Annotated in this window: 19 protein-coding genes; 10 read left to right on the top strand and 9 right to left on the bottom strand. The window is 78.1% G+C overall.

Annotation, left to right across the window (positions count from 1 at the left end; translation table 11 throughout):
- From ACRYR7_RS16735 to ACRYR7_RS16715, 5 genes are all read right to left on the bottom strand, one after another.
- The coding region (locus tag ACRYR7_RS16735) for a hypothetical protein (protein ID WP_432573244.1) at positions 1–513 on the bottom strand (513 nt) is incomplete at its 3' end.
- A 417-nt stretch (positions 514–930) separates the two neighbouring features.
- Positions 931–2,133, bottom strand: coding sequence for an FUSC family protein (locus ACRYR7_RS16730; protein ID WP_432573243.1), 1,203 nt, complete (start codon positions 2,131–2,133; stop codon positions 931–933).
- Between the two features lie 229 nt (positions 2,134–2,362).
- On the bottom strand, positions 2,363–2,998 hold the full coding sequence (locus tag ACRYR7_RS16725) for a GerMN domain-containing protein (protein WP_432573242.1): 636 nt from the start codon (positions 2,996–2,998) through the stop codon (positions 2,363–2,365).
- Positions 2,995–4,425, bottom strand: coding sequence for a sensor histidine kinase (locus ACRYR7_RS16720; protein ID WP_432573241.1), 1,431 nt, complete (start codon positions 4,423–4,425; stop codon positions 2,995–2,997). Before ACRYR7_RS16720 ends, ACRYR7_RS16725 begins: the two co-directional genes overlap by 4 nt.
- Positions 4,426–4,433: 8 nt before the next feature.
- Positions 4,434–5,156: a winged helix-turn-helix domain-containing protein gene (locus ACRYR7_RS16715; protein ID WP_432573240.1), complete on the bottom strand. Its 723-nt coding sequence runs from the start codon at positions 5,154–5,156 to the stop codon at positions 4,434–4,436.
- Between the two features lie 199 nt (positions 5,157–5,355).
- Here ACRYR7_RS16715 and ACRYR7_RS16710 point away from each other — a divergent pair, with 199 nt between their 5' ends.
- The 4 genes from ACRYR7_RS16710 (at position 5,356) to ACRYR7_RS16695 (ending at position 10,369) form a co-directional block, all read left to right on the top strand.
- Entirely contained in the window at positions 5,356–5,727 is a 372-nt protein-coding gene (locus tag ACRYR7_RS16710; RefSeq protein ID WP_432573239.1) for an STAS domain-containing protein, read from the top strand.
- 95 nt (positions 5,728–5,822) lie between these two features.
- Positions 5,823–8,096: a serine hydrolase domain-containing protein gene (locus ACRYR7_RS16705; protein ID WP_432573238.1), complete on the top strand. Its 2,274-nt coding sequence runs from the start codon at positions 5,823–5,825 to the stop codon at positions 8,094–8,096.
- A 61-nt stretch (positions 8,097–8,157) separates the two neighbouring features.
- Positions 8,158–8,976: an SDR family NAD(P)-dependent oxidoreductase gene (locus tag ACRYR7_RS16700; RefSeq protein WP_432573237.1), complete on the top strand. Its 819-nt coding sequence runs from the start codon at positions 8,158–8,160 to the stop codon at positions 8,974–8,976.
- Positions 8,977–8,980: 4 nt separating this feature from the next.
- Positions 8,981–10,369, top strand: coding sequence for an LLM class flavin-dependent oxidoreductase (locus tag ACRYR7_RS16695; protein WP_432573236.1), 1,389 nt, complete (start codon positions 8,981–8,983; stop codon positions 10,367–10,369).
- Positions 10,370–10,475: 106 nt separating this feature from the next.
- On the opposite strand, the gene ACRYR7_RS16690 is transcribed toward ACRYR7_RS16695, so the two are convergent.
- Both ACRYR7_RS16690 and ACRYR7_RS16685 read right to left on the bottom strand, forming a co-directional pair.
- Positions 10,476–11,135, bottom strand: coding sequence for a DUF6226 family protein (locus ACRYR7_RS16690; RefSeq protein ID WP_432573235.1), 660 nt, complete (start codon positions 11,133–11,135; stop codon positions 10,476–10,478).
- 61 nt (positions 11,136–11,196) lie between these two features.
- The gene (locus ACRYR7_RS16685; RefSeq protein ID WP_432573234.1) at positions 11,197–12,399 is read right to left on the bottom strand and encodes an MFS transporter; all 1,203 of its coding nucleotides are present in this window, start codon (positions 12,397–12,399) and stop codon (positions 11,197–11,199) included.
- Positions 12,400–12,456: 57 nt separating this feature from the next.
- Between ACRYR7_RS16685 and ACRYR7_RS16680 the strand changes: the two genes are divergently transcribed.
- From ACRYR7_RS16680 to ACRYR7_RS16665, 4 genes are all read left to right on the top strand, one after another.
- Positions 12,457–13,128: a TetR/AcrR family transcriptional regulator gene (locus tag ACRYR7_RS16680; RefSeq protein WP_432573233.1), complete on the top strand. Its 672-nt coding sequence runs from the start codon at positions 12,457–12,459 to the stop codon at positions 13,126–13,128.
- Between the two features lie 175 nt (positions 13,129–13,303).
- Entirely contained in the window at positions 13,304–13,579 is a 276-nt protein-coding gene (locus ACRYR7_RS16675; RefSeq protein WP_432573232.1) for a hypothetical protein, read from the top strand.
- 116 nt (positions 13,580–13,695) lie between these two features.
- The gene (locus ACRYR7_RS16670; RefSeq protein ID WP_432573231.1) at positions 13,696–14,076 is read left to right on the top strand and encodes a hypothetical protein; all 381 of its coding nucleotides are present in this window, start codon (positions 13,696–13,698) and stop codon (positions 14,074–14,076) included.
- Between the two features lie 146 nt (positions 14,077–14,222).
- Complete coding sequence (locus tag ACRYR7_RS16665) at positions 14,223–15,173, top strand: NAD(P)H-binding protein (protein ID WP_432573230.1); 951 nt, start codon at positions 14,223–14,225, stop codon at positions 15,171–15,173.
- Positions 15,174–15,282: 109 nt separating this feature from the next.
- Here ACRYR7_RS16665 and ACRYR7_RS16660 read toward each other — a convergent pair whose 3' ends face one another.
- A complete protein-coding gene (locus tag ACRYR7_RS16660; protein WP_432573229.1) occupies positions 15,283–15,915 on the bottom strand; it encodes a TetR/AcrR family transcriptional regulator in 633 nt (210 codons plus the stop codon).
- 13 nt (positions 15,916–15,928) lie between these two features.
- Between ACRYR7_RS16660 and ACRYR7_RS16655 the strand changes: the two genes are divergently transcribed.
- Positions 15,929–17,095 carry an epoxide hydrolase family protein gene (locus tag ACRYR7_RS16655; RefSeq protein WP_432573245.1) on the top strand — a complete coding sequence of 389 codons (1,167 nt, stop codon included), beginning with the start codon at positions 15,929–15,931 and terminating at the stop codon, positions 17,093–17,095.
- Between the two features lie 293 nt (positions 17,096–17,388).
- Here ACRYR7_RS16655 and ACRYR7_RS16650 read toward each other — a convergent pair whose 3' ends face one another.
- The gene (locus ACRYR7_RS16650) at positions 17,389–18,153 is read right to left on the bottom strand and encodes a 4'-phosphopantetheinyl transferase family protein (protein ID WP_432573228.1); all 765 of its coding nucleotides are present in this window, start codon (positions 18,151–18,153) and stop codon (positions 17,389–17,391) included.
- A 61-nt stretch (positions 18,154–18,214) separates the two neighbouring features.
- On the opposite strand from ACRYR7_RS16650, the gene ACRYR7_RS16645 reads away from it, so the two are divergent.
- Positions 18,215–18,656: SDR family NAD(P)-dependent oxidoreductase (locus ACRYR7_RS16645; protein ID WP_432573227.1), on the top strand; the 442-nt coding region annotated here is incomplete at its 3' end.

Here is an 18,656-nt window from a genome sequence, read left to right as displayed (position 1 = left end):
CAGCGGGGCGCCGGCGTGGGCGACCCCGCGCGCGCCGGCGCGCAGGGCGGCCACGTGCTGGGCCGGGGAGGGGTCCTCCAGCAGCACCACGAGCACCACCTCCCCGCCCTGCTGCCCGTGCTGCTGCCCGCCCTGCTGGGTGCCGGTGCGGCGCTGCAGCAGGTGCGCGGTGGCGCGGGCGGCGGCGGGGGTGGTGAGCACCACGCGGGTGCCGGTGCCCAGGGCCAGGCGCTGTTCGAGCTCGGCCAGGTCGCGCACGCGCTCGCCGTGCATGCCGTGCTGCTGGGCGGCGGCGGCGATGCCGTGGGCGGAGACGGGGGGCACCGCGTGGACCAGGACGGTGGTCCGGGTCGGGGTGCCGGTCGGGGCGGCGGTCACGGACACGAGCGCCGCGCCGGTGCCGGCGGGCCGGACGCCGGAGAGCCGGCTGGTCGGGGTACGGCTGCCCGGCACCCGCACCCCCGGGTCGAGGTCCTGCGGCGGCTGCAGCGCGTGGATCGATGGCGTGGACACGGGAAACCCCCTGGGCGTCGTGCACGAGCTCGAAGCGGCAGGGCGGGCTGGTCGTGCTCGTCCAGCCCGCCGTTCCCGGTGCTCCTGCTGAACTGCGCAGCCCCCCTGCGCAGGTATGACGGAGGGTTCACCATCGATGACGCATCTGGGGCTGTCAATCGGTTCGCGCGGGCACCCGTCGGCCGGGAACGGCGTGGAGCGCGGATCCGGTTCCCCGGCGCGTCGCGTCCCCGGCGACGCCGTCGTCGCCGGGGTGCGCCGCGAACCCCGGATCACGTTGCGGCGCAGTGCTCCTGGAGGACGCGGTGCGGTGCTCGCGCGGGGTGCCCGCGCCCGCTCCAGGGGGTTCGCGTCACTGAGTAAGCGTTTCCTCACAGGGAGTGTGGCAGCTCTCTGCCACGTACCAGTCCGGTCCTGTCACCCCCGGCGCAGGCGCCGCCAGGTGCGCCCGGTGCGCCGCAGCAGCGCGCGGGCCCGCCGGCGGCTGCGCGCGGGCAGCATCCTGCGCACCAGGGGGGTGAGGGCACCCGCCGCCGGCAGGGAGCGCCGGTGCTCCCGCCGCGCTCGCGCCCGTTCCTCCAGGTCCAGGGGAGCGAGGATCTGCTGCACGGCGGTCAGGATCGAGCCGCGCAGCAGCCACAGCGACGTCTCCGCCCGCGGGTCGACGAAGAGCAGCTCGGTGAGGATGGCGCGCGCTTCGCCGGCCACCTCCAGGCTGCGCTCCAGCGTGCTCCCCACCTCCTCCTCGGCGCCCGCGGTCTCCGCCTGCACCAGGTCGCCGAAGGCCTGCAGGCAGGCGGCGACCTCGGCCAGGACGACGGCGAAGGCCTGGCGGACCTCGTCGCCGTAGCCGTCGTCGGGGGTGGACCGGCGGGGGGCCTCGGTGCGCATGACGGCGAAGAGGGTGCGGATGGCCAGCGCGGTGTGCTCCAGGGCCTGCAGCCCGGTGCGCAGGGCCGGTTCGACGTCGGCGGTGCCCAGGGCCCGGGCGTTCAAGCGGCGCACGTCCTTGACGACCGCGACCCGGTGCGCGGCGTCCTCGGCGGTGGCGTCCACCCGGCGCGCCCGGTCCAGCCAGCCCTCGACCTGCTCGCGCGTGATCGGCCGCGCGGACATCGAGGTGCTCGCGGCCAGCAGGCACTCGGCCTGCTCGGCGGCGACGGTGCCGATGCCGGCGACCGCCCGGCGGGTGGGGACCGGCGGGGGCAGCAGCACGTTGAACGCCACCCCGACGCCGGCGCCGATGAGGGTGGTGACCACGCGGGTCTCCGCGGCGATCTCCTGGCCCCCCACCGCCAGCACCAGCATGGCGCTGATGGGCGTCTCCAGGGCCTGCTGGCCCAGCCGCAGCGCCGCGGCCAGCAGCAGGGAGGCGGCGATCGCCAGGCCCAGGCTCCACCAGGTCAGCCCGCTCCAGGTGGACAGGGCCACGGCGACCAGGACGCCGGTGAGCACCGCGCCCACGCGCACCAGGCCCATGCGCAGGCTGGCGCGGGCGGAGGTCTGGATGACCAGCAGCGCGGTCAGCGCACCGGTCAGGTCCACGGGCCCGTCGGTGAAGACCAGGGTGAGCAGGTACGCCAGCACGCCCGCGGTGCTCAGCCGGGCGGTGGTGCCCACGGTGGCCGCGCTGGGCAGCGCCCGCCGCGCCCGCCGCACCCACCGCGACGCCCGGCGCGCAGCGCCGCGCGGGTTCCGGCGGCGCCGCGGCGTGCGAGGGGGCGCGCTCACCTGCTCCTCCTGACCCGGGCGCGGTCGGCTGCGGGTTCCACGCCCCGCAGGGGCGGTCACCGCGCTCGCGCTGGCCATGGTGGCACCGCTGCGCCCGGCCGCACCCGGTGCGCCGGGGTCACCGCGCGCCGGCGCGCGGCACCCCCAGCAGCGGGGCGTAGTCGCCCGCGCCCAGCGGAGCCGCGGTGCGCTCCCCGCCGGGCAGGGGCACCTCCAGGACCTCCCCGTCGCGCACGAGCTGCACCGCGCCGATGCCCGGGGCGCTGGTGGCGGTCAGCACCACCTGGCCGACGGCCAGGGGGAGCCGGTCCGCGGCGAGGTTGTCGCTCAGCCCGCTGACCTCGATGCGCGCGGTGCCCCCGGTCAGGCCGTCCACGCGCAGCCGCACCTCCGGCCCCAGCGCGCTGGCCAGGCCGTCGGCGCGCTCGCCCTCGCCCGGACCGGCCGCCAGCCGCCCCAGCAGCGCGGCCAGCCGCTCGTCCGCCCCGCCCGCGCCGTCGCCGCTCCCGGCGGGGGCCTCGCCGCCCGCAGCGACCGGCACGAGCACCTGCTCGGTGTCCAGGAAGTACACCTGCGGACCGGGCGCGGTGCCGGTGGTGGGGGAACCGCCGGAGGGCTGCCCGGTCGTCTCCAGCAGCTCCGGGGGCACCTGGGCGGCGTCGACGCGGCGCACCTCGCCGGTGGGGACGCCGCAGCCCGCGGCGAGCAGCGCCGCGCCGAGCGCGGCGGCGAGCAGCGCCGCGGGGGTCCTCACGGCTCGCCCCCGGCCACGCCGGCGGTGGTGCCGTCGCCGGTGGTGCCGTCGCCGGTGGTGCCGTCGCCGGTGGTGCCGTCGGCGGGCAGGTCGACGACGAAGCGGGCGCCGCCGTGCGGCGAGGCGGTGCAGCGCACCGCACCGCCGTGCGCGCGCACGCTCTCGGCGACCAGGCTCAGGCCCAGCCCGGACCCGGGCAGGGAGCCGCGTGAACCGGCCCGCGCGAACCGCTCGAAGATCCGCTGCCGGTCGCGCGGGTCCACCCCGGGACCGGCGTCGTCGACGAGGACCCGCACCCGCGCCCCCTCGCGCTGCACCCGCACGGCCAGCAGGCCCCGGCCGTGCCGGTCGGCGTTGTCGAAGAGGTTCACCAGCGCGCGGCCGAGCTGCTGCGCGTCGACCCGGACCGGTGCCGGGCCCGCGGCGTGCACGGGCACCGCCGCGCGGGCGCTGCCGTCCAGCGCCTGCCGGGCCAGCGCCGCGGCGTCCACCCGGACCCGCTCGCGCGCCCCCGCCCCCGATTCCAGCCGGCCCAGCTCCAGCAGGTCGTCCAGGGTGCGCGCGAAGCGCTCCAGCTCGCGGCCCACCAGGTCCAGCGCCTGCCGCGAACGCTCCGGCAGTTCCGCGCGACGGCGCTGCAGCAGCCCCACGCTGGTCGTCAGCGTGGTCAGCGGCGAGCGCAGCTCGTGGCTGACGTCGGCGCTGAAGCGCACCTCCCGCTGGATCTGCTCCTCCAGGGCGTCGACCATGCTGTTGAACGAGCCGACGATCGTGGCCAGGTCCGGGTCGTCCGTGGGCGCCAGCCGGGTGCCGGGTTCACCGCCGGCGATGCGCGCGGCGGTGCGGGCCACCGCGTGCAGCGGCGCCACCGCCCGGCCCGAGGCCCACACCCCCAGCAGCGCCCCGCCGACGGCGGTGAACAGCGCGAACGCCGCCAGCGCGGTGCGCACCGCGTCCAGGGTGCGCGCCAGCTCGTCGGTGACGCCGACCTCGTAGTACTGCGCGTCCACCGCCGGCAGCGGCACCCCCACGGCCAGGGCGGCGCGCCCGTCCACCCGCGTCCAGGCCAGCGCGGCGCTGCCGGCGCCGACCGCCTCGCGCAGCCCGGCGGGCACGTCGCCGGCGCCGACCTCCAGGGAGCTGGAGTACCAGCGGCCCTCGCGCTGCACCAGCAGGTCCGAACCGCTGGGCGGGGAGAGCGCGGCCAGGACGTCGTCGACGGGCAGCCCGGCGGTGCGCAACCCGTCGCGCACGGAGCCGGCGTCGGCGAAGGCCTGGCGCAGGGCGCTCTCCTCGCGCTGGTCCAGCAGGTACTCGCGGGTCACGGCGTGGGTGCCCAGCGCCGCCAGCGTCGCCAGGGCGGTGGCGCCGAGGGTGAAGGAGAGCGTGACCCCGGCGCGCAGCCCCGGCGAGGGCCACCGCCGCACCGCGCGCCTCAGCGCCGGTCCAGCCGGTAGCCCAGGCCGCGCACGGTCGTCACCAGCCGCGGCGCGGAGGGGTCGGCCTCGACCTTGGTGCGCAGCCGGCGCACGTGCACGTCCACGATGCGCTCGTCGCCGAAGAAACCGCGGTCCCACACCCGCTCCAGCAGCGCCTGCCGGCTCAGGACGCGTCCCGGGGTGCGCGCCAGCTCCCGCAGCAGCCGGAACTCGGTGACCGTCAGGTGCAGCTCGCGCTGCCCGCGGCGCACGCTGCCCGCGGCGGCGTCCAGCACCAGCGGGCCCTGCTCGGAGTCCAGCACCACGGCCTCCTCGCCGCGCCCGCCGTCCTGCCCGTCGTCCTGCTCGGCGCCGGACCCCGCGCGCCGGCGCAGCGCGCGCAAGCGCGCGAACAGCTCGTCCAGGTCGAAGGGCTTGGTGACGTAGTCGTCGGCGCCGGCCTCCAGCGCGGCGACGATGTCGCTCTTGTCGTGCCGGGCCGAGAGCACGATGACGGGCGCGTCGCAGACCGGGCGCACCCGGCGGATGAAGGTGAACCCGTCGATGCCGCCGAGCATGAGGTCCACGACGAGCAGGTCCGGGGCGGCGTCGGCGACGGCGGACAGGGCCTGCTCGGCGTCCGCGCAGCCGGTCACCGCGTAGCCCTCGTCCTCCAGCGCCAGCGTCAGCGACGTCCGGATGCCGTCGTCGTCGTCGAGGACGAGCACGCGCGGGGACACGTCGACATCGTGCCAGTGCGCCGGGCCCGGGCCCGGGTGCGGGGCTGCGCCGGTGGGGGATCGTCACGCGATCGCAAAGGAGACGACAGGGGAACCGCAACACGCCCCCGGCACGCTGGTGCCACGCCCCGCCGGAAGCGGCGGGGCGGCCAACGTCCCCGCGCCGCACCCGGCGCGGGGTGCACCAGGGGAGGCGAGCGTGCCGGACGTCCCGGTTCGGACGAGGACCGGGGAGACCGGGCAGACCGGGGAGGCCGGGCAGGCCGGTGAGGTCCGGGAGGTCGGGGAGGGCGTCGCCGTGGTGGTGCTGCACGAGGGCCTGCCGCACCAGGGGGTGGGGGCCCTGCGCCGCGAGCTGGGCCGCACGCTGGACGCCGGTGCGCACACCCTGGTGGTGGACCTCAGCGGCGTGCCGCACCTGTCCTCGGTCGTGGTGGCGCTGCTGCTGCGCGCCAAGCGCTGCTGCCGCGCGCGCGGCGGGCGCGTGGTGCTGCGCGGCCTCGACCGCGCCCACCTGCAGGTGCTGCACCGCACCGGCCTGAGCCCGCTGTTCCAGCTCGAACCCCGGTGAGCGTCTCCGGAGACCACCGGAGACCACCGGGGCGGTCCGGGGCGGTCCCGCGCGGTCGCGGGGCGGCGCTCGCGGCCGGGAGCGCCGGGGACCGCGTGCCCGCGCGCACCCCCGCGCCCCGCGCGGGTGGGCCGCAGCCCGCGGGCGCCGGTCCCCGGCCGCCGGCGGGCGCCGCGCGCGACCCGCTGGTCGACGCGCTGCGCACGGTGGCGCTCGGCCGGGTGGTCCTGTGGCACGCCTTCGCCGCGGCCTGGCTGAGCTGGGTCTTCCCCGCGATGCCCGTGATGTTCTTCCTGGCCGGTTCCCTGCTGCCGGGCGGTGCGCGCGGCGCCCCGAGCGGTGCGGCGGGCTGGTGGCGGTGGGTGCGCCGGCGCGCCCGGCGCCTGCTGGTGCCGTTCTGGGTCTACGGCGGCGTGGTGGCGCTGACGAGCTGGCTCTCGCGCGCGGCGGCGGGCGAGGCCGCGGCCGACCCGGGCCGGTGGTGGCCGGGTGCGGCCACCTGGGTGCTGCCGCTGGTGCAGCCCGCGGCGCCGGCGGTGCAGCAGGGGTGGCTGTCCTCGCACCTGTGGTACGTCACCGACTACCTGTGGCTGCTGCTGCTCGCGCCCCTGGTGCTGCTGCTCGCCCGCCGCGTCGCCGCGGTGCTCGCCGTCGCGCTGCCCCTGCTGGCGCTGCTGGAGGTCGCGCCCCTGCTGGGCTGGCCCGCGCCGCACGGGGTGCTGCGGGTCGTGCTGGGCGACCTGCTGTGCTACGGCACCTTCGCGGTGCTGGGGGCGGCGTGGGCGCGCGGCGCCGGGGCCCCGGTGGGCGCCGCCCCGCGCGCGCACCCGCGCGCCCTGGCCGCCGGGGGCGTCGCGCTCGTCCTGCTGGCCGCCGCCGTCGCCACGCGGGTGCCGCTGCCGCGCGGCTCGCTGAACGCCTCCTACCTGCTTCTCACCCTCAGCGGGCTGGGGTGGCTGCTGCTGCTGGCCGCCGCGCAGCGGCCCCTGCGCCGGCTCAGCGGCCGTCGCGCGCTCTCGCGGGTCACCCGGCTCGTGACGGCGCGCGCGGTGAGCGTGTACCTGTGGCACGCGGCGGCCATCGTCCTGGCGCGCACCTGGGTGGGCGGTTCCGGCTGGCGCGCCGACGCGCTCGTGCTGTGCCTGACGGTGGCCTGCACCGCGCTGGCCGTCCTCCTCTTCGGGTGGATCGAGGACCTGGCGGCGCGCCGGCCCGTCCGGGTGCGGCCGAGGGCGGGCGCCGCCGGCGTCGCCGCGGTCACGGCGGTGGGCACGGCGGTGGGCGCGGCGGGTGCGGCGATCGCCCTGGCCGCCGCGCTGGCGACGGGGCCGACCGGGACCCTGGCGGTGATCCCGGGACCCTCCGACCGCAGCGCGCTGGCCGACTCCGCCTTCGACCGCAGCGACCCGGTGCCCGTGCGCCGCGAGCCGCCGGCCGAGCTGCCCGCGGACGAACTGCAGCGGGCCCTGGAGCGGTGGGTGGCGAGCACCCCCGAGGTCGACGCCGCCACCGTGGCGGTGGCGTCCGGGCAGGCGCTGTGGACGGGGTCGGTGGCGCCGCAGATCGGCGAGGGCGCGCCGCCCGAGCGGCCCGCGCCGGTGGCGTCGATGACCAAGAGCATGACCGGTGCCCTCGTCGTGCGGGCCGCCGCGCAGGGGGCGATCGACCTGGACGCCCCCGTGCCGGACCTGCCCGGGGTGGCGCCGCTGCCGGTGGGCACCACCGTCACGCCGCGCCAGCTGCTGCGCCACACCAGCGGCCTGGTGCAGTACGCCGACGCCCCCGGCTACGACCCCGGGCGCACCTACGACGCCGCGGAACTGGTCTCGCTCTCCACCCGGGCCCCGCTGCTGGCTGCGCCCGGCCGCGCCGTGCACTACAGCAACAGCAACTACCTGTGGCTGGGCCTGCTGCTGCAGGACGTCACCGGTTCCTCCTTCGCCGACCTGCTCGCCGAGCAGATCACCGGCCCCCTGGCGCTGGGGGAGACGTCGGTGCCCACCGACCCCGTCCCGGGCTGGGTGGGGCAGGCCTCCGGGGGCGTGGTCTCCACCGTGGGGGACACGGCCCGCTGGTACTGGGCCCTGCTGCACTCCGACACCGTGCTCGACGCGCGCTGGCGGGCCGAGGCGGTCGACCTGGAGGAGGACAACGTCGGGCTGGGCACCTGGCCGCTGTGCCCGTGCGGGCGCGGCGGGGACGGCGCGAAGTGGGCCACCGGCTACGGGCAGGTGGTCTGGGACGGCGGCGGGTACGCCTTCCCCGCCGAGCAGGTGGCGGTCGTCGTGCGCCTCGACCCGCCGGGCCCCTCGGCGATGGATCTGGCCCCGTCGCTGATGGCGGCGCTGCGCGCGGCGCTGGCCGGGTGAGGGGGGCGCACCCGGCGAGCACCCCGCGGGCTGGGCTCCCGCGGTGGTTAGGGTTCCCGGCGTGGACACCCCCGCCGGCCGCCCCACCGCCCTGGTCACCGGCGCCAGCGCCGGCCTGGGCGCCGCCTACGCCGCGCACCTGGCCGCCGCCGGCCACGACCTGGTGCTCGTCGCCCGGGACGGGGCCCGCCTGGGCGAGCTCGCCGAGCGCCTGGGCGAGCAGCACGGCGCGCGGGTGGAGGTGCTCGTCGCGGACCTGGCCCGGCGCGAGCAGCTCGCCGCGGTCGCCGCCCGCCTGGGCGACGCGACCCGGCCCGTGGACCTGCTGGTCAACAACGCCGGGTACGGGCTCAAGCAGTCGCTGGCCGTCGGGGAGGTCGAGCTGCTCGAGCGGCACTTCGACGTGCTGGCCCGCGCGGTCCTGGTGCTCTCCAACGCCGCCGCCAAGGGGATGGTCGCGCGCGGGCGCGGGCACGTCCTCAACGTCGGTTCCGTCGCCGGTCTGCTGGCCGGCGGCGGCCACTACGCCGCGCTGAAGGGCTACGTGCTGGCCCTGACGGAGTCCCTCGCGAAGGACCTGCGCGGCACCGGCGTCACCGCCACCGTGGTCCTGCCCGGTTACGTGCGTACCGAGTTCCACGCCCGCGCCGGCATGAGGGGCGCCTCGGGGCCCTCGCGCGCCTGGCTGGAGCCCGACGACGTGGTCACCACGAGCCTGCGCGACACCTTCGCCGGCCGCCTCGTCAGCGTCCCCTCCCCGCAGTACCGGGCGCTGGCCGCGGTGCTGGGGGTGCTGCCCAGGAGCGCGGTGCGCGCCGCGTGGCGGCTGGGCTCGCGCGCGGCCCCCTCGACCGCGCGCACCGACCTGCGGAGGGACTGACCACGTGAGCGACGAGAACCCGAGGACGACCGCGAGGCCGTTGCGGCTGAACGCCTTCGCGATGGCGTGCGTCGGCCACCAGGCCGCCGGGCTGTGGGCGCGCCCGGAGGACCGCAGCGCGGACTACCGCACCCTGCGGCACTGGACGGACCTCGCGCGGCTGCTGGAGCGCGGTGGTTTCGACGCCCTGTTCCTCGCCGACGTCCTGGGCACCTACGACGTGTACGGCGGTTCGCGCGACGCCGCCGTGCGCGCGGCCGCGCAGGTCCCCGTGAACGACCCGCTGGGGGCGGTCTCGGCGATGGCGGCCGTCACCGAGACGCTGGGTTTCGGGCTGACGGTGACGACGACGTACGAGCAGCCGTACTCGCTGGCCCGGCGGCTGACGACGCTGGACCACCTCACCGACGGCCGGATCGCCTGGAACGTCGTCACCGGGTACCTGGACTCCGCCGCGAGGAACCTGGGGTTCGAGCGGCAGGTCGCCCACGACGAGCGCTACGACGTCGCCGAGGAGTACCTGGAGGTCTGCTACAAGCTGTGGGAGGGCTCCTGGGAGGACGGCGCCGTCGTCCGCGACGCCGCCCGCGGGGTGTACGCCGACCCGGCGAAGGTCCACGACATCGGCCACCACGGGAAGTACTTCGACGTGCCCGGCGCGTTCCTGTGCGAACCTTCCCCGCAGCGCACGCCGGTCATCTTCCAGGCCGGTTCCTCCCCGCGCGGGCAGCGGTTCGCCGCCCGGCACGCCGAGTGCGTGTTCATCATCGCCCCGACGGCGGCGCACGCGCGCCGCACGGTGGACTCGCTGCGGGCCGAGGTCGAGCGGGCCGGGCGCGACCCGCGCTCGGTGCAGGTGTACGCGGGGCTGACGGCGGTCGTGCGCCCCGGCGACGCCGAGGCGCACGCGCTGCTGGCCGACTACCGCGCGCACGCCAGCCGGGAGGGCGCGCTGGCCCTGTTCGGCGGCTGGACGGGGGTGGACCTGGCCGACCTGGCCCCGGACGCGCCGCTGCAGCACGTCAGCACCGACGCCAACACCTCCGCGCTGGCGGCCTTCACCCGGGACGCCGACCGGCGGTGGACCGTCGACGACCTCGCCCGCTTCGTCGCCGTCGGCGGTCGCGGGCCGGTGCTCGCCGGCTCGCCGGCCACCGTCGCCGACGAGCTGGAGAGCTTCGCCGAGGAGGCCGACGTCGACGGCTTCAACCTCATGTACGCCACGCTGCCGGGGACCTTCGCCGACGTGGTGGACCACCTCGTGCCCGAACTGGACCGGCGCGGGCGCACCGCCGCCAGGCCGGCCCCCGGCACCACGCTGCGCGAGCGGCTGGGTTCCGGGAACGGGCCCCGCTTGGCGGACTCGCACACGGGCTCGACCCACCGGCGGTGAGGGGAACGGCCGGCCGGTGAGCCGCACCGGCCGCGGGGACATCGGCCGCGGGGACACCGGCCGCGGGGGACGCGGCTGCCGCTCGGCCGGGCTCCCGGCGCGGTGCTCACCACCACCGGGTGCCGTGCACCGCGCGGTGCGCGCAGCGCCCGGCGCGGGCGTCGTGCAGCAGCCGCTCCACGTCCAGGCCCCCGGCCGCCCCCTCGGCCTGCCAGCCGGTGCGCCCGCCCCGCACGGCGCCGTGCGGGGTGCTCACGTGCGCGAAGGCGCCGGTGACCACGTCCAGGACGGCGTCGTCGAGCTCCTCGAGCAGCGCGGCGGAGCCGTCGTCGCAGGCGTCGCACCCGCACGCCGGCACGTGGGCCAGGAGCACGGCGGGCTCGCCGGCGCCCAGGACGACCACGTTGTCCTCGTACCCGCCGAAGCCGCGCCGGCCGACGAGCAGCGGCAGGGCGCCGGGGCGGTGCGGGCGCAGGCGGTGGGTGCGGGTGGGGGCGTGGGCCCCGGCGCCCTCGCGCCACGCCGAGGCGGCCCGGCCGGGCTCGAGCACCTCCACCTCGGCCAGGCCCAGCTCGCTCAGGGCCCGGGTCCAGGCCCGGGTGCGGGCGGTGAGGATGCGGTACTTGCCCGGGTCCAGGCAGCGCGAGTACTCCGCCGGGTCCGTCTCCTCGTGGAGGTCGGGGTGCGGGTCCGGCCAGCCGGGAGCGGCTGCACCGGTCACCGCGAAGGCGGCCTCGACGGCGGTGCGGATGCTCAGCTCGTCCACACCGGCGACGGTAGGCCACCGGTGCGGACCGGTGCCTCGGAGCGCTCCCCGGTGTGCGGGGTCACGACCGGCCGGGGTTCCCGGGGCGGGGGAGCACCGCGGCCGCGCACAGCAGCAGCGCGGCGCAGACCGCGAACGCGCCGCGCGTGCCCAGCGGGGCGGCCACCGCCCCGGTGAGCACGGACCCGGCGGCCTGGCCGGCGGTGAGCGCGGTGAACAGGGTGGCGGTCGTCGCCCCGGCCAGGTGCGGGCGCAGGGTGCCTCCCCAGGCGATGAGCACCCCGCTCAGCGCGGTGTAGGACCCGCCGAACACCGCCGCGGCCACCCCGGCGGTCGCGGCGTCGGCGGCCGCCAGGGCCAGGACGGCGGTGCTCGCGGCCGACGGCGCGACGGTCAGCACCCACGCCCGGCGCAGCCCGAGCACGCGCACGGCATCGCCGCTGAGGGCGCCGAGGACGGCGGCGGCGCCGAGCGCGACCCACAGCGCGGCGGTGGTGCGTTCCGGCAGCCCCCCGACGGTGGTCAGCAGGTCCCGCCCGAACGTCCACACCGCGGCGCTGCCCAGCCCGGCCAGCGCCGCGGCGAGCACGGGGCGCAGCAGCGCCCGCCGGGCGCCGTCCTCGCCGGTGGCCGCGTCGGGCGCCGCGCCGGCGCGCTCGCGGTCCGGTCGCGGTGGCCAGGCGGTGCGCCGGTCGACGACCGCGGCGGTGAGCAGCGCGGCGACGGCCGCCCCGGCCCACACCGGGCGCCAGGCCGCGGGGGCGAACAGCGCCACGACCCCGGCCGCGGCGACCCCGATCCCGGTGCCGGCGTTGACGACCGCCTGCCGGCGGGCGAGCAGCCGCCGCGGTGCGGTGGTGGAGACCGCGGCCACCAGCGCCGGTGAGGCCGCCCCGGCCGCGCTGCCGGCGACCAGGACACCGACGGCGAGGACGGCCGCCGTCCAGGCCAGGGAGACGACCAGCGCGCCCGCGGCGGCCAGGGCCGCGGCCAGCCACAGCGCCGGTCGTCCTCCGCGGCGGTCGACGACCCGGCGGGCGAGCAGGGCGCTCACGCAGTAGGCGGCGAAGCTGCCGGAGGCGATCAGCCCCGCCGTGCCCGGGCTGAGGGAGAACTCGGCGGACAGCCGGGTCAGCTGCAGCCCGAAGCCGAAGCGCACCACCCCGTAGGTCACGGCGACGAGAGCCGCCCCGGCGGCCACGACGCTGCGCGCCGCCGAGGGCCGTGCGGGGGTCGTGGGCGCGCCGGGCGCGGGGTGCCCCACCGAGCGTCCAGGCGAGTGAAACGATCGCTTCATCATAATGCTCGTTACAGTAGGCCCGTGGTGGCGCGACCCGCGAGGGCAGAACCGGCAGGACCAACAGGACCAGCGGGACCGGCGGGACCGGCGAGGGGTTCGGTCCGCACGCGGCTGCTCGACGCCGCGGAGGAGCTGTTCTACGAGCAGGGGCTCGCGGCCACCGGTGTCGACGCCGTCCTGCGCCGCGCGCACGTGGCGCCGGCCACGCTGTACGCCCACTTCGGCGGCAAGGACGGGCTGGTGGCCGCCTACCTGCGACGACGCCACGAGCGGTGGCGGCAGGTCTGGGACGCGGCGCTCGAACGCGCGGGCGACAACGCCGTCGAGCGGTTGCTGTCGGTCTTCGACGCCCTCGGCGCCCTCCGCGGCGCCCAGGACGCCGCGCGCGGGTGCGCCTTCCTCGGCGCGGCGGTCGAGGTCGTCGACCCCGCTCACCCGGCGCGCGAGTGGCTGCAGGCCGACACCGAACTGCTCACCACCGTCCTGCGCCGCCTCGCCGTCGAAGCCGGCGCGGAGGACCCGGTGGCCCTGGCCGCGGAACTGCTGCTGCTCTACGACGGCCTCCTGGCCGCCCGGGCGCGGCGCGCCCTCGCCCCGGACCCGGCGTTCACGGCCGCCACCTCCCTGCCGGCGGTGCGGGCCCTGGCCGCCGGCGCGGTCGTGCGGCACCTGCCGGAGCGGGTCGGCCGCTGAGCGGCCCCGCCCGCGCGGGGTGGGCACCCCCTCCCCGCGCCGGCTGGGCGACGGGCTGCTGGACGCGGCGGTGGACCACGTGGACCGGGGAGCGCAGCAGCGCCTCGTCCGGGGGTCCGGTGCCGGTCCGGTCGCTGGTGCCTGGTCGCTGGTGGCCGGTCACTAGTGTCCGGTCATGGCGATCACCGGGGACGAGTTCCGCACCACCGTGGCCGGCAGCGAGGTCGTGGTGATCGGCTCGAGCGGGCCGGTCCACGCGACGTGGCGACTGCTGGTGGAGGGGGTGGAGGTCGACTCCGCCGCAGCGGCCGGCGAGTTCACCCTCAAGGGGGCCCTGGGCGACGGCAGCGCCGTCGAAGCCGCCGTGCACCAGAGCCTGCTGGGGCCCACGCGCGTGACCATCAGGCACGGCGGTGCTGACGTCTTCACCGGTACCGGGTTCGTGGCCTGAGCCCGTCCGCGGCGCGCAGCCGGAGCGACGTCCCAGGACGTCGCCGCGTGCCCACGACCGGGCCCGGAGCGCGCCGTGGGCGAGCGACGGGCACCACGGGGACCTGGTGTGACCCGGTGGACAGCGGAACCGGCGCCGCCCGGCCCCTGAGCGAGGACGAGGCCGGTGTGCTGGCCGCTCTGCTGGCGCAGGACTTCCCCGGCGCCGCCCAGCTGCGCGAGCAGGCCGAGCACGTGCTGGCGGCACCGGGGTGCGGGTGCGGCTGCGGCACGATCACCCTGCACGTCACCGACGCGGGTGCGCCGCGGGCGCGCACGCTGGACGCGTACCCGGCCAGCGCCGACTACGGCGCTCCCGGTGAGGGCGGGGTGGTCACGCTGGTCACCGCCGGTGGGCTGCTGGCCGAGCTGCGCCTGTCGTGGTGGGGCGAGCGGCCCACGCCGATGCCCCGGCCCGCGGACCTGGAACACCTGTGGTGCGCTGCCGCCGGCGGGTGAGGCCGCGGTGGCGCCGTGCGCGCGCACCCCGGGAGCGCCGGAGCCCGGCCGTGGTGTGGACCTCACCGCCCGCAGGCCGGTTTGCCGCCCCCTGCGGTGCGTGGCAACCTCTCACCAACAGGTTCCTGCTTCTCGGGGAGGTCCACGTGTCTGCACCCACCACCCGTCCCGGCAGCACCGGCGCACTGCCCGGCACCCCGCCCCGCACGGCCGACGTGCTGGTCACCGGGGCCACCGGCGACGTCGGGAGCCGTCTCGTCGACGAGCTCACCGCCCGCGGCGTCGCCTTCAGGGTGCTGTGCCGGCGCCCGGAGCAGGTGCGCGCCTTCGGCGAGCGCGGCGTCGAGGCGGCCCTGGGCAGCTTCGAGGACGCCGACAGCCTGCGCGAGGCGCTGCGCGGGTGCGAGCAGCTGTTCCTGAACACCCCCGTCGATGAGCAGCAGTACCGCCACAACCGCGAGGCGGTCGACGCCGCCGTCGCCGCCGGCGTGCGCCACGTGGTCAAGGTCTCCGCCTCGGACGCGAACCCGCGCTCGGCGATCCCCTGGGCGCGCGACCACGCCCTGGCCGACGAGCACCTGCGCCGCAGCGGGCTGGCGTGGACGGTCCTGCGAGCGGGGGCGTTCACCCAGAACCTCCTCGTGGAGGCCGCCGCCATCCGTCGCGGCTGGCTGCCGCAGACCAGCGGCCACGGCGCCACCGCCTGGGTCGACGTGGCCGACGTCGCCGCCGTCGCGGCCCGCGTGCTCGCCGACCCGGCCGTGCAGGGCGGGCCCGGTGCGGCCGGGCGCACCTACCTGCTCACCGGCGACCGCCCGCTGTCCTACCCCGAGGTCGCCGCCGTCCTCACGGAGGTGCTCGGTCGCCGCGTGCGCTACGTGCACGTGCCCGCCCCCGTCTTCCACGGCGTGCTGCGCGCCAGCGGGCTGCCCGCCTGGCGGGCCAGGGGACTGGTGCACCAGTTCGTCGACGTGGTGCGCCGCGGGCAGGACGGCGGGCGCCTGTGCAGCAGCGACGTCCCCGACCTGCTGGGCCGCCCGGCCAGGGGCGTCGCCGACTTCGCCCGCGCCCACCGCGCCGAGCTCGGCGCGGTCTGAGCCGTCCACGCCGGGACGGGTCCCCGGACCGCTCCGGGGCCGCGGCGGCGGGAGCACCGCACGGTGCTCCCGCGCGAGAACCCGTTCCGGCCGGCGGGAGGGGCGTCCCTCAGTTCCCGTCGCGGGTGAACAGGTGCTCGATGACGTCCTCGGCGGGCCGCGGCCCCGGCATGCGCGCGTGCTGCAGGCCCGCCAGGGCGATGGCCAGGGCGCGCCGCCACAGGTCGGGGGCGAACGCCCGCGAGGCGTCCAGGACGCTGCCCACCATGACGTGGACGGCCACGAGGTCCGCGGCGGTGACGTCGGCGGAGACGGTGCCCGCCGCCACCGCGCGCCGGAGGACCTCGTCGACGACCGGCGTCATCCGCCGGCTGGCGCGGTGGACGATGGCGTAGGAACCCCGCTGCCCGCGCAGGATCTCGCCGAGGGCCCGGTCGGCGGCTTCCAGCTCGAGCTGGCGCTCGAGGAACGCGGCCAGCCCCCGCCAGGGGTCCTCCTCCCTCGCGGCCTGCTCCGCCATCGCGCACACGGTGTCGACGTGCTCGCCGAAGACCGCGTCCACGAGGTCGTCGCGGGTGGGGAAGCGGCGGTAGACGGTGCCCACGCCGGTCCCGGCGGCGCGGGCGATCTCCTCGTAGGAGACGTCGAGGCCCCGCCGGGCCATCAGTTCCCCGGCGGTCGACAGCAGCAGTCGCCTGTTGCGCTCCGCGTCGCGGCGCAGGGGTTGCTCGGTGGGCGGCACCGGCCCGTCCCCGATCCCGTCCGACGCCGTGACGCCGTACCCCGTCCGGGTCCCGGACGCGGACCTGCGGGACCTGGCCGCCCGACTGGCGAGCACGCGCTGGCCCGAGGAGGAGACCGCCGCGGGCCAGGGCCCGGGGCTGCGCCGCCTGCGCGCTCTCGTCGAGCACTGGGCCGACGGCTACGACTGGCGCCGCTGCGAGGAGGAGCTGAACTCCTCCGGTTCCTCCCGCACGGTCGTCGACGGCCTGGGCATCCACTTCCTGCACGTGCGCTCGGCCGAGCCCGGCGCGAGGCCCCTGCTGCTGTGCCACGGCTGGCCCGGGTCGGTGCTGGAGTTCCGCCGCGTGATCGGTCCCCTGACCGACCCCGTCGCCCACGGCGGTCGCGCCGAGGACGCCTTCCACGTCGTCGTCCCCTCGATGCCCGGTTTCGGGTTCTCCGACAAGCCGACCACCACCGGGTGGGGCGTCGCGCGGATCGCCGACGCCTGGATCACCCTGATGCGCCGGCTGGGCTACGACGGCTGGTTCGCCCAGGGCGGTGACTGGGGCGCGGCGGTCGTGGACGCCATCGGCCGCCGGCCGGACTCGGGGTGCGCGGGGCTGCACTTCACCATGCCCCTGGTCTTCCCCACGGCGCGCGAGCTGCAGGAGGCGACGGCGGAGGAGCTGCGCATGGCCGAACGGGCGCAGCGGTACACCGACGAGCTGGACGCCTACGCCCGCGAGCAGTCCACCAGGCCGCAGACGATCGGCTACGCGCTGGCCGACTCCCCGGTCGGGCTCGCGGCGTGGATCTACACCCTGTTCGAGGACGTGGTGGACCACGACGGGTCGCCCGAGGACGTCGTCGGCCGCGACGAGATCCTCGACGACGTCATGACGTACTGGCTGCCCAACACCGGCGCCTCCGCCGCGCGGCTGTACTGGGAGTCCCGGCGGGAGCGCGGTCAGCACCGGGGAGCGGGAACCCCCGAACCCGGTCCCACGCCGGCGGGTTTCAGCGTCTTCCCCGGGGAGGCGGTCCAGGCGTCCCGGCGGTGGGTCGAACGGCGCTACGCGAGGGTCGTGCACCACGCCCGGCTGGAGCGCGGCGGCCACTTCGCCGCGATGGAGCAGCCGGAGGTCTTCACCGAGGAGGTGCGGACGACGTTCCGGGCGCTGCGCGGTCCCGCCTGAACCGGGTGCCCCGAGCGGCCGACGAGCCGCCGGCCCGCCGGCCCGCCCTCTCGCTCACCGGAGGCGCGCCGGGGCGGTGCGGTCCCCTCCTGCCGCACCGCCGACCGGCTCCCGGCCCCTCGGGGCGGCCGCGGGGACGGCGCTGCCGTGCCCGGTGCCGTCCGTGGGAGGTGGCAGCCGTACGACGCGAGCGGTGCACCCGTCCGTTGCACGACACCGGCGACGACTTCGGGCGCCCCGCCGCACCGGGGCCCGGAGGGTGGGTGCGCGCTCGTCGGGCGGCGCGGGGGAACTCACCCCGACGCGGCGGTGCTGCCGGCCGGCTCGGGCACCTCGTGCAGCCACCGCACCGGCAGGCGCCGCGGTGCCGGTGCGTCCAGCAGGGCCAGGGCGCCGACGTGACCGGCGGGCAGCCCGCCGAGCGCGCGGGTGCCGGCGTGCGGCGCACCGCCCAGCAGGGCCGCGGTCGCGGGTTCCGGGCGACCGTCGGGCTGGAACCCGACGGTGGACGGGTCCAGGGTCAGGGCGTGCCCGGTCGCCTTCAGCAGGGCCTCCTTGCGGGTCCAGGCCAGCGCGCGCTGCACGGGCCGTGAACCCGCGGGCAGGCTCGCCAGGTGCCGGCGCTCGAGGGGGGTCAGCACCAGGTCGTCGAAACCCTCGAAACCGGTGGAGGCGATCCGCTCGACGTCCACGCCCACGCGCCCGGCGGTCGAAGCGGCGACGAGGACGACGTCGCCGGCGTGGGAGGCGGAGAGCTGGACGGGCGGACCCGGCTCCTCCGCCTGCGGCAGCAGCACCGGCCGGCCGTGGGGCGCCTCCGCGCCCGCCCGCCCGCAGGTGGGGCACTCCCGTCCCACGCGCACCCGGTGGGGTTCCAGGCCGCTCGCGCCGGCCGCGGCGGCGCGCAGCAACCACGAGGCCGTGGCCGACCGGCAGCGGTCCACCGGCTGGTGGTGGCGGCGGGCCCGGGCCAGTTCCGCGGCGCTGAGCAGGTCGGCGCCGGGGCCGTCGGGGGACAGCAGGCCGGGTGCCGCTGCCAGCAGTGAGATGTCCGTCATGCGGGCGGATCCGCCTCCGGGGTTGACGAGCGGGGTTGAGGTGAGGCTAACCTCCCTCACTGTGATCAGCGAAGCGGGGACGAGCACGCCGGTGACCGTGGTCACCGGCGCCGCCGGGGGCATCGGCTCGGCCGTGGCCTCCGTCCTCGCCGCGCGCTCACCGGCCCTGCTCCTGCTGGACCGGGACGGCGACGCCCTGGCGGCCACGGCCGGGGACGCCGCCACCAGCGGCGCCCTGGTGCGCTCGCAGGTCTGCGACGTCACCTCCCGGGCCGGGGGGGGGGGGGGGGGGGGGGGGGGGGGGGGGGGGGGGGGGGGGGGGGGGGGGGGGGGGGGCGGGGGGGGGGGGGGCCGGCGGGGGGCCTCGGTGCGCATGACGGCGAAGAGGGTGCGGATGACCAGCGCGGTGTGCTCCAGGGCCTGCAGCCCGGTGCGCAGGGCCGGTTCGACGTCGGCGGTGCCCAGGGCCCGGGCGTTCAAGCGGCGCACGTCCTTGACGACCG

Origin of the sequence: Kineococcus gurbantunggutensis (assembly GCF_050871925.1) — a bacterium.
Taxonomy (GTDB): Bacteria; Actinomycetota; Actinomycetes; order Actinomycetales; family Kineococcaceae; genus Kineococcus.
Note: the sequence above shows the minus strand (reverse complement) of the source record. Positions and strands in the feature narration are given on the sequence as shown.